Consider the following 8756-nt stretch of genomic DNA (forward strand, 5'->3'; position numbering starts at 1 on the left):
CGCCATGACCGATCTCTCGATCATCTATTGCCGTCCGTGCGGTTACGAGAAGCGCGCCAGGGAGGCCGCCGCGCTGCTGCGCGAACGGCTTGCGCTCGATGCAGAGCTGGTGCCCGGCAAGGGCGGCGTCTTCGAGGTCAAGGTTGACGGCAAAGTGATCGCCAAGCGCGTGAAGGGGCATTTCCCCGATGCCGCCGAAATCGTCACCGCAGTGGCTGCGGCACGGGCATAAAAGTCTACGCAGGCTTGCCTGATCGCCGTCGCATGACCATTGCGGCGGCGATTTTCGCTGCGCGGACGCCGCGCGTCGCTCTCGCCCCCGTAGTTTCCCGGATGGCCTTGCGCAGCGTTCGGCGGGCTAACTGCCGCACGTCGATGTCAAGTCTTGTCGAACGTGGCGAGAAACGCGCATATTTGTGCACCCGCTGTCATGAATCATCCCTAATATCTTGAAGATGCGCGTTTTATTGTCGTTTGACGAATTCCACTCCGGCTTAAAACGCGCTACAGGGGTCGGGGCACAGCGAAGCGCCGGCGGAGTTCGCCCGGGAGCCGTCGTCGCGGGATCGCAATTCGAGGTCTAGATGCTGGAAGCAATACGCAGGGCGATGGCGTTTCTGCGCCAGAAGCAAATCCTGCATCGGCTGGGTGTTGTCATCAGCATCGCCGTCATCGGCATCGCCTGCTACGTCCTCTATCACATGCTGCGCGGCATCGACACCAACGAGGTGCTCGAGGCCATCAAGAGCACCGAGCCGCGACAAATCGCGCTGGCGGGACTGTTCGTCGCAGCCGGCTACTTCACGCTGACCTTCTACGATCTGTTCGCTGTGCGCGCGATCGGTCACGTCCACGTGCCCTATCGCATCAATGCGCTCGCGGCGTTCACCTCGTATTCGATCGGCCACAACGTCGGCGCCAGCGTCTTCACTGGTGGCGCGGTGCGCTACCGGATCTATTCGGCCTGGGGATTGAACGCGATCGACGTCGCGAAGATCTGCTTTCTCGCCGGCCTGACCTTCTGGCTCGGCAATGCCGCAGTGCTCGGGCTCGGCATCGCCTATCATCCGGAAGCCGCCGCCAACATCGACCAGCTGCCGCCCTGGCTCAACCGCACCCTGGCGTGCGGCATCATCATCGCGCTGGTCGCCTATGTGGTCTGGGTCTGGACCCAGCCGCGGGTGGTCGGTCGCGGTCCCTGGACGGTGACCCTGCCGGGCGGCCCGCTGACGCTGCTGCAGATCGCGATCGGCATCGTCGACCTCGGCTTCTGCGCGCTGGCGATGTACGTGCTGGTGCCGGACGAGCCCAATCTCGGCTTCGTGGTGGTCGCGGTCATCTTCGTGTCGGCGACCCTGCTCGGCTTCGCCAGCCACTCCCCCGGCGGGCTCGGGGTGTTCGACGCCGCCATGCTAGTCGGCCTCTGGCAGATGGACCGCGAGGACCTGCTCGGCGGTATGCTGCTGTTCCGCCTGCTCTACTATATTGCGCCGTTCGTCATATCTGTAATCTTGCTGACGTTTCGGGAGGTTATCGTCGGCGCCCGACTCAAACGGCTGCCGCAGACTGATTCGGGTCCCCGCGCTGAGCCGCATCATGAGGCGGTTCTGGTCCGCAAGCGCGGTGATTCAGGGGTCTGATGACGCGGCCCGATGCCTCCCGAGGGCAGGTCGATATGACCGCGCCTGGGCGAGACATGAACCGACGGGAAGAAAGCCGCCGCGATGGCCATTGACGATACGCCGCATTCGATTTTCTCGCCCTGGCCCGACCGCTTGCGCCATTCCGCGCTGATCCTGCTTGCCGCAGCGCTGGCGCTGAGCGTCGTGGTCGCGCTCGGCGAGTTGTCGCTGGTGCGCGCCTGCGCGGTGTTCGTCTGCATCGCGGCCGCGGCGCTGGTGCCCTGGCGGCTGCATGATGCCGGCACCTCGCGCGAGGATGTCCGCCACGGCAATCCGGTCGAGGCGACCGCCGTCAGCGCGGTCGTCGCCGGCATGCCGGACCCGGCCGTGCTGCTTGATCGCGCCGGTCGCGTCATCCATCTCAACACCGCCGCGGCCCAGCTTGCGCCGGCGCTGCGCAAGAACGAACTGGCGCAATTTGCCCTGCGTTCGCCGGAGATTATCACCGCATTGCGCGAGGCGATCGCGACCACCGAGCCGCGCCGCGCCACCTACTCCGACCACGTTCCGGTCGATCGCTGGATGGAATTGGTGATCACGCCGGTGCCGGTGCCAACCCAGTTCGGCGGCACCGAGAAGTGTATGCTGATGACGTTCCACGATCTGACGCCGCTGCGCCGGGTCGAGGAGATGCGCGCCGATTTCGTCGCCAATGCCAGCCATGAGCTGCGCACGCCGCTCGCCGCGCTGTCCGGCTTCATCGACACCTTGCAGGGGCCGGCGCGCGAGGACGCGCGGGCGCGCGAGCGCTTCCTCGGCATCATGCACACCCAGGCCACCCGCATGGCTCGGCTGATCGACGACCTGCTGTCGCTGTCGCGGGTCGAGCTGTCGGCCCATGTGCGGCCCGAGGCGTCGATCGATATCGTGCCGATCATCCGCCAGGTGGCCGACGGGCTCGAGGCGCTGGCCAGCGAGCGCCAGGTCGAGATCGACGTCGACCTGCCACCGACCCCGGTCACAATCGCCGGCGACCGCGAGGAACTGCTCCGCCTGTTCGAGAACCTGATCGAGAACGCCCTCAAATACGGCGCCTCGGGCGGCCGCGTCATGGTGTCGCTCAATCAGGCCGTTTCGGGCGCATCGGGCGAGGGGAGCCCCGAAATCCGTGTCATGGTACGGGATTTCGGCCCCGGCATCGCCCCGGAGCACCTGCCGCGGCTGACCGAGCGGTTCTACCGGGTGGACGTCGGCGACAGCCGCAACCAGGGTGGAACCGGCCTCGGATTATCGCTGGTGAAACATATTCTTAACCGTCATCGCGGCCGTCTCGTGATCGAGAGCGTGCCGAAGAATGGCGCGACTTTTACCGCCTGTTTTCCCCGGCCGAAGACCCCGTTACCGACCCAAAGCTAAGCGTTTTCAGCCGCTTAGCGCTGTCATCGAACTGTCATCCAACCTTCGTAAAAGCAGCACCGACCGCTCCTAGATGGACCGGCGTGAGCGCTATCGGGCGCATGCGGCGCTTCGCTCACAAATGGAGACGACCCCATGAATTTCATCAAAGCAATCGTCGCTGCCGGCATGATCGCCGCTTCGACGTCGGCCTTCGCTGCCGATATTACCGGCGCGGGCGCGACGTTTCCGTTCCCGATCTATTCGAAGTGGGCTGATGCCTACAAAAAGGACACCGGCAATGGCCTGAACTATCAGTCGATCGGTTCCGGCGCCGGCATCAAGCAGATCCAGGCCAAGACCGTGACCTTCGGCGCCACCGACGCGCCGCTCAAGGCCGAGCAGCTCGAGAAGGACGGCCTCGTCCAGTGGCCGATGGTGATGGGCGCGATCGTTCCGGTCGTGAACGTCGAAGGCATCAAGTCGGGCGATCTCGTGCTCTCCGGCGAAGTGCTCGGCGACATCTATCTCGGCAAGATCACCAAGTGGAATGACGCGGCGATCGCCAAGCTCAATCCGAAGCTGACCCTGCCGGCCGACGCGATCACCGTCGTGCGCCGTTCGGACGGTTCGGGCACCACCTTCAACTTCACCGACTACCTTTCCAAGTCGAACGCCGACTGGAAGTCCAAGGTCGGTTCCGGCACCGCGGTCGAGTGGCCGGTCGGCGTCGGCGCCAAGGGCAACGAAGGCGTTGCCGGCAACATCAGCCAGACCAAGAACGCGATCGGCTATGTCGAATACGCCTATGCCAAGCAGAACAAGCTGACCTACACCGCGCTGGTCAACAAGGCCGGCAAGACCGTGCAGCCGACCATCGCCGCCTTCCAGGCTGCCGCGTCGAATGCCGATTGGGCCAAGGCTCCCGGCTACTACGTGATCCTGACCGACCAGCCGGGCGAAGCCTCCTGGCCGATCACCGCGGCGACCTTCATCCTGATGCACAAGGACTCGACCGACAAGGCGGCCTCGCAGGAAGCGATCAAGTTCTTCAAGTACGCCTTCGAGAAGGGTGGCAAGGCGGCCGAAGAGCTCGACTACATCCCGATGCCGGAATCGGTCGTCAAGCTGATCGAGAAGACTTGGTCCTCGGACATCAAGAGCTAAGTCCGACGTTTCGAACACGGCCTGTGCCGCCTCCCAAGGGCGGCACAGGTCGACCGATTGAGACCCGGGCTCCATCACCGCGGCAAGAAACGCGGGCCGGGGCCGGGGGTCGCGCCCGGGTGGCGCAAGCCGGAACGACGCCCGGCCAAATGCGTCAGTGAAGATCGCTTCGGGGCGTAGCGGTTTGCGTAGCTTTCACATAGTAATGAGGGGATTGGCGTGGCAGACATGGCTGTTCAGAGCGATGTGATGGAAGCCGCGGGACCTTACGATCGCGCCAAGGCCCTCAGCGCCTTCAAGCTCGGTGATCTCACGTTCTATTGGATCACCCGGATCTCGGCGATTTCGGTTCTGTTGATCCTCGGCGGCATCATCCTGTCGCTGATCGCCGGCGCCTGGCCGGCGATGAAGGAATACGGCTTCGCCTTCCTCTGGACGCAGCGTTGGGCGCCCTCGGCCGATCCGCCGGTGCTCGGCGCGCTCGGCCCGATCTACGGCACGCTGATCACGTCCGTCATCGCGATGATGATCGCCATTCCGGTCGGCATCGGCATCGCCGTGTTCCTCACCGAACTCTGCCCGCAAATGCTGCGCCGTCCGATCGGCATCGCCATCGAGCTGCTCGCCGGCATCCCCTCGATCATCTACGGCATGTGGGGCTTCTTCGTGCTGGGCCCGTTCCTGGCCAACACGTTCCAGCCCTTCATGATCAGGATCTTCGAGGGCGTCCCGGTGCTGGGTGCGGTGTTCGCAGGGCCACCGTCCTATCTCAGCCTGTTCAATGCCGCGCTGATCCTCGCGATCATGGTGCTGCCCTTCATCACCGCGATTTCGGTCGACGTGTTCAAGACCGTGCCGCCGGTCCTGAAAGAAGCCGCCTACGGCATGGGCTGCACCACCTGGGAAGTCGTCCGCAACGTCGTGATCCCCTACACCCGCGTCGGGGTGATCGGCGGCATCATGCTGGCGCTCGGCCGCGCACTCGGCGAGACCATGGCGGTGACCTTCATCATCGGCAACTCGTTCCGCATCTCGTCGTCGATCTTCGCGCCGGGCACCACGATCTCGGCGGCGATCGCCAGCGAATTCGCCGAGAGCGACGGCTTGCACCAGTCCGGCCTGATCCTGCTCGGCCTCTTGCTGTTCGTGCTGACCTTCTTCGTGCTCGCCGGCGCCCGGCTGATGCTGATGCGGCTTGAAAAGAAGGCGGGGAAATAGCGCCATGAACCCGATCTACAAATCCCGCCGCCGCAACGACATCGTCATTCGCGCACTCTGTGTCGGTGCGGCGCTGTTCGGTGTCACCTGGCTGGCGCTGATCCTGTTCACGCTGCTCTACAACGGCCTTGCCGGCCTCAGCGTGCAGCTGTTCACCCAGAACACGCCGCCGCCCGGCTCGACCGACGGCGGCCTGCTCAACGCCATCGTCGGTTCGGTCATCATGACCGTGATCGGCGTCGGCATCGGCGCGCCGCTCGGCCTGTTCGCCGGCACCTATCTTGCCGAATACGGCAAGCACGACAAGCTCACCTCGGTGATCCGCTTCATCAACGACATCCTGCTCAGCGCGCCCTCGATCATCATCGGCTTGTTTATCTATGGTGTGGTGGTGGTGCCGATGCGCGGCTTCTCGGCGATTGCGGGTGCGCTCGCGCTCGCCGTGATCGTGATCCCGGTCGTGGTGCGCACCACCGAGGACATGCTGCTGCTGGTGCCCAATCCGCTGCGCGAGGCAGCCTCCGCGCTCGGCCTGCCGCGTTCGCTGGTGATCAAGCGGATCGCTTATCGTGCTGCGCGTAGCGGCTTGATCACCGGCGTGCTGCTGGCGACCGCCCGTGTCGCCGGTGAAACCGCGCCGCTGCTCTTCACCGCGCTGTCGAACCAGTTCTTCAGCTGGGATTTGACCAAGACGATGGCCAACCTGCCGGTGACCATCAACAACTTCGTGCAGAGCCCGTACGCCTACTGGAAAGAGCTGGCGTGGAGCGGTGCGCTGCTCATCACCTTCACTGTGCTCGCGCTGAACATCGGCGCGCGTATCCTTGGTGCCGAAAGGGCCACAAAATGACCGAGCTTTCCGTCTCCACGACCGTCGCGAGCCACGTTCCCCAGGTTCCGCTGCCGGAAGCGCCGCCGAAAGTCACGGTGCGCAACCTCAACTTCTATTACGGCGAGCACCACGCGCTGAAGAACATCAACCTGACGCTCGGCACCAACCGCGTCACGGCGTTCATCGGCCCGTCGGGCTGCGGCAAGTCGACCCTGCTGCGGATCTTCAACCGGATGTACGACCTTTATCCGGGCCAGCGCGCGGTTGGCCAGCTGATGCTGGACCAGACCAACATTCTCGATCCCAAGCTCGACCTCAATTTGCTGCGCGCGCGGGTCGGTATGGTGTTCCAGAAGCCGACGCCGTTCCCGATGACGATCTACGAGAACATCGCCTTCGGCATTCGCCTCTACGAGAAGATATCGAAGTCCGAGATGGACGATCGGGTCGAAAAGGCGCTGCGCGGCGGCGCGCTGTGGAACGAGGTCAAGGACAAGCTGAACGCCTCCGGCCTGTCGCTCTCCGGCGGCCAGCAGCAGCGCCTGTGCATCGCGCGCACCGTGGCGGTGCGGCCCGAGGTGATCCTGTTCGACGAGCCGTGCTCGGCGCTCGATCCGATCTCGACCGCCAAGGTCGAGGAGCTGATCCAGGAACTCTCCGAGGACTACACGATCGCGATCGTCACCCACAACATGCAGCAGGCGGCGCGCGTATCCGACAAGACCGCCTTCATGTATCTCGGCGAGCTGATCGAGTTCGACGACACCAACAAGATATTCACCTCGCCGAGCGATCGACGGACTCAGGATTACATCACCGGCCGGTTCGGCTGAGGAGATACAAGATGGCTTCTGAACATACCGCCAAGGCATTCGACAGCGACCTGCAGGAGTTGACTCGCCTGGTCGCCGAGATGGGCGGCCTCGTCGAGCGGATGATTACCGAGTCGGTCGACGCGCTGATCCGTCGCGACGTCGCGCTCGGCAAGCGCGTGGTCGCCGCCGACATCGAAATCGACAATTTGCAGCGGGTCATCGAAGAGCGCGCGGTGCTGACGATCGCCCGCCGCCAGCCGATGGCGATCGACCTGCGCGAAATCGTCAGCGCGATGCGCGTCGCCACCGACCTCGAGCGGATCGGCGATCTCGCCAAGAACATGGGCAAGCGCGTCGCGGCGCTGGAGAGCGATTTCCAGCCGCTGAAGCTGATCCGCGGCCTGGAGCACATGACCGACCTCGTGCTGTCGCAGGTCAAGTCGGTGCTCGACGCCTATGCCGCGCACGATTTGCCGGCGGCGATGAACGTCTGGAAGGGCGACGAGGAGGTCGATGCGATCTGCACCTCGCTGTTCCGCGAGCTCTTGACCTACATGATGGAGGATCCGCGCAACATCTCGTTCTGTATCCATCTGATGTTCTGCGCCAAGAACATCGAGCGGATCGGCGATCACGCCACCAACATCGCCGAGACGGTGTTCTACATGATCGAGGGCCAGCAGATCACCGACAAGCGCCCGAAGGGCGACATGACCAACTTTGCCACCACGGTGCCGGGTACCTAGGACATGATCCGCAGGCGCGGAGCCGGATTGTCTTCACGACAAGTCGTTTCCGCGGGGGTTGTGCTCAGGAAAGTAAGCGTTTCGGTTTGCGTCTGGGCAACGGATCATCACAGAGAGAGAACTTAAACCGATGAGCGCACGCATTCTGGTAGTCGAAGACGAGGAAGCGCTGACGACACTGTTGCGCTACAACCTCGATGCGGAAGGCTACGATGTCGAGACGGTGGGGCGCGGCGACGATGCCGACACCCGCCTGAAGGAGCGCGTTCCCGACCTCGTGGTACTGGACTGGATGCTGCCGGGCCTGTCCGGCATCGAGCTGTGCCGCCGTTTACGGGCGCGGCCCGAGACCAAGCAGCTTCCGATCATCATGCTGACCGCGCGCGGCGAGGAGAGCGAGCGCGTGCGCGGGCTTGCCACCGGCGCCGACGACTACATCGTCAAGCCGTTCTCGGTGCCGGAACTGCTGGCACGGGTGAAGGGCCTGCTGCGCCGTGCGAGCCCGGAGCGGCTTGCGACCGTGCTGACCTATGGCGACATCGAGCTCGACCGCGAGAAGCGCCGCGTGGCGCGCTCGGGACGTCCGATCGATCTCGGTCCGACCGAGTACCGGCTGCTCGAATTCTTCCTCGAGCATCCCGGCCGCGTGTTCAGCCGCGAGCAGCTGCTGGACAGCGTCTGGGGCCGCGACATCTATATCGATGAGCGTACCGTCGACGTGCATATCGGCCGCCTGCGCAAGCTGCTCAATCCGGGCCGCGAGCAGGATCCGATCCGCACCGTGCGCGGTGCCGGCTACGCGCTCGACGACCGCTTCGCGAAGGCCGAGCCGCAGCCGTAATCGTCGTACGGTAATCACAAGCCGCCAACACGGTGTCGTCCCGGCGAAAGCCGGCAACTGTTATGTTGGTTTGGTTTGCAGGTACGGCTTTCGGTCTCGCATGATGGCATTGAGGACCGT

The 8756-nt window shown here is 64.2% G+C and carries 9 protein-coding genes; all 9 read left to right on the forward strand.

The genetic code is table 11. The features are described 5' to 3' along the window. Positions 1–4 precede the first annotated feature (4 nt). Positions 5–232 (forward strand): SelT/SelW/SelH family protein, encoded by a 228-nt coding sequence (locus BraRD5C2_RS30890; protein ID WP_223974954.1) that lies wholly within the window; start codon positions 5–7, stop codon positions 230–232. A gap of 352 nt (positions 233–584) precedes the next feature. Further along, on the forward strand, positions 585–1640 hold the full coding sequence (locus tag BraRD5C2_RS30895; RefSeq protein WP_223974955.1) for a putative bifunctional lysylphosphatidylglycerol flippase/synthetase: 1056 nt from the start codon (positions 585–587) through the stop codon (positions 1638–1640). A gap of 84 nt (positions 1641–1724) precedes the next feature. Further along, positions 1725–3038, forward strand: a complete 1314-nt coding sequence (locus tag BraRD5C2_RS30900; RefSeq protein WP_223974956.1) for an ATP-binding protein — start codon at positions 1725–1727, stop codon at positions 3036–3038. A gap of 135 nt (positions 3039–3173) precedes the next feature. Next, entirely contained in the window at positions 3174–4184 is a 1011-nt protein-coding gene (gene pstS, locus BraRD5C2_RS30905; RefSeq protein ID WP_223974957.1) for a phosphate ABC transporter substrate-binding protein PstS, read from the forward strand. A gap of 228 nt (positions 4185–4412) precedes the next feature. Then, positions 4413–5402: a phosphate ABC transporter permease subunit PstC gene (gene pstC / locus BraRD5C2_RS30910; RefSeq protein WP_223974958.1), complete on the forward strand. Its 990-nt coding sequence runs from the start codon at positions 4413–4415 to the stop codon at positions 5400–5402. Between the two features lie 4 nt (positions 5403–5406). Beyond that, a complete protein-coding gene (pstA, locus tag BraRD5C2_RS30915) occupies positions 5407–6252 on the forward strand; it encodes a phosphate ABC transporter permease PstA (RefSeq protein WP_223974960.1) in 846 nt (281 codons plus the stop codon). Continuing rightward, entirely contained in the window at positions 6249–7067 is an 819-nt protein-coding gene (gene pstB, locus BraRD5C2_RS30920) for a phosphate ABC transporter ATP-binding protein PstB (RefSeq protein ID WP_029079896.1), read from the forward strand. The genes pstA and pstB overlap by 4 nt, the downstream gene beginning before the upstream one ends. Positions 7068–7078: 11 nt before the next feature. Further along, positions 7079–7795 (forward strand): phosphate signaling complex protein PhoU, encoded by a 717-nt coding sequence (gene phoU / locus BraRD5C2_RS30925; RefSeq protein ID WP_050403109.1) that lies wholly within the window; start codon positions 7079–7081, stop codon positions 7793–7795. A 130-nt stretch (positions 7796–7925) separates the two neighbouring features. Next, a complete protein-coding gene (phoB, locus tag BraRD5C2_RS30930; protein WP_016844067.1) occupies positions 7926–8636 on the forward strand; it encodes a phosphate regulon transcriptional regulator PhoB in 711 nt (236 codons plus the stop codon). Positions 8637–8756: the final 120 nt, after the last annotated feature.

The organism is Bradyrhizobium sp. RD5-C2 (assembly GCF_019972155.1).
In the GTDB taxonomy this organism is placed as follows: Bacteria; Pseudomonadota; Alphaproteobacteria; order Rhizobiales; family Xanthobacteraceae; genus Bradyrhizobium.

Bases quoted from the DNA above. Each gene is read 5' to 3' on its own strand.
- BraRD5C2_RS30890 (WP_223974954.1), top strand. From the start codon at position 5: ATGACCGATCTCTCGATCATCTATTGCCGTCCGTGCGGTTACGAGAAG.
- BraRD5C2_RS30895 (WP_223974955.1), top strand. From the start codon at position 585: ATGCTGGAAGCAATACGCAGGGCGATGGCGTTTCTGCGCCAGAAGCAA.
- BraRD5C2_RS30900 (WP_223974956.1), top strand. From the start codon at position 1,725: ATGGCCATTGACGATACGCCGCATTCGATTTTCTCGCCCTGGCCCGAC.
- pstS (WP_223974957.1), top strand. From the start codon at position 3,174: ATGAATTTCATCAAAGCAATCGTCGCTGCCGGCATGATCGCCGCTTCG.
- pstC (WP_223974958.1), top strand. From the start codon at position 4,413: ATGGCTGTTCAGAGCGATGTGATGGAAGCCGCGGGACCTTACGATCGC.
- pstA (WP_223974960.1), top strand. From the start codon at position 5,407: ATGAACCCGATCTACAAATCCCGCCGCCGCAACGACATCGTCATTCGC.
- pstB (WP_029079896.1), top strand. From the start codon at position 6,249: ATGACCGAGCTTTCCGTCTCCACGACCGTCGCGAGCCACGTTCCCCAG.
- phoU (WP_050403109.1), top strand. From the start codon at position 7,079: ATGGCTTCTGAACATACCGCCAAGGCATTCGACAGCGACCTGCAGGAG.
- phoB (WP_016844067.1), top strand. From the start codon at position 7,926: ATGAGCGCACGCATTCTGGTAGTCGAAGACGAGGAAGCGCTGACGACA.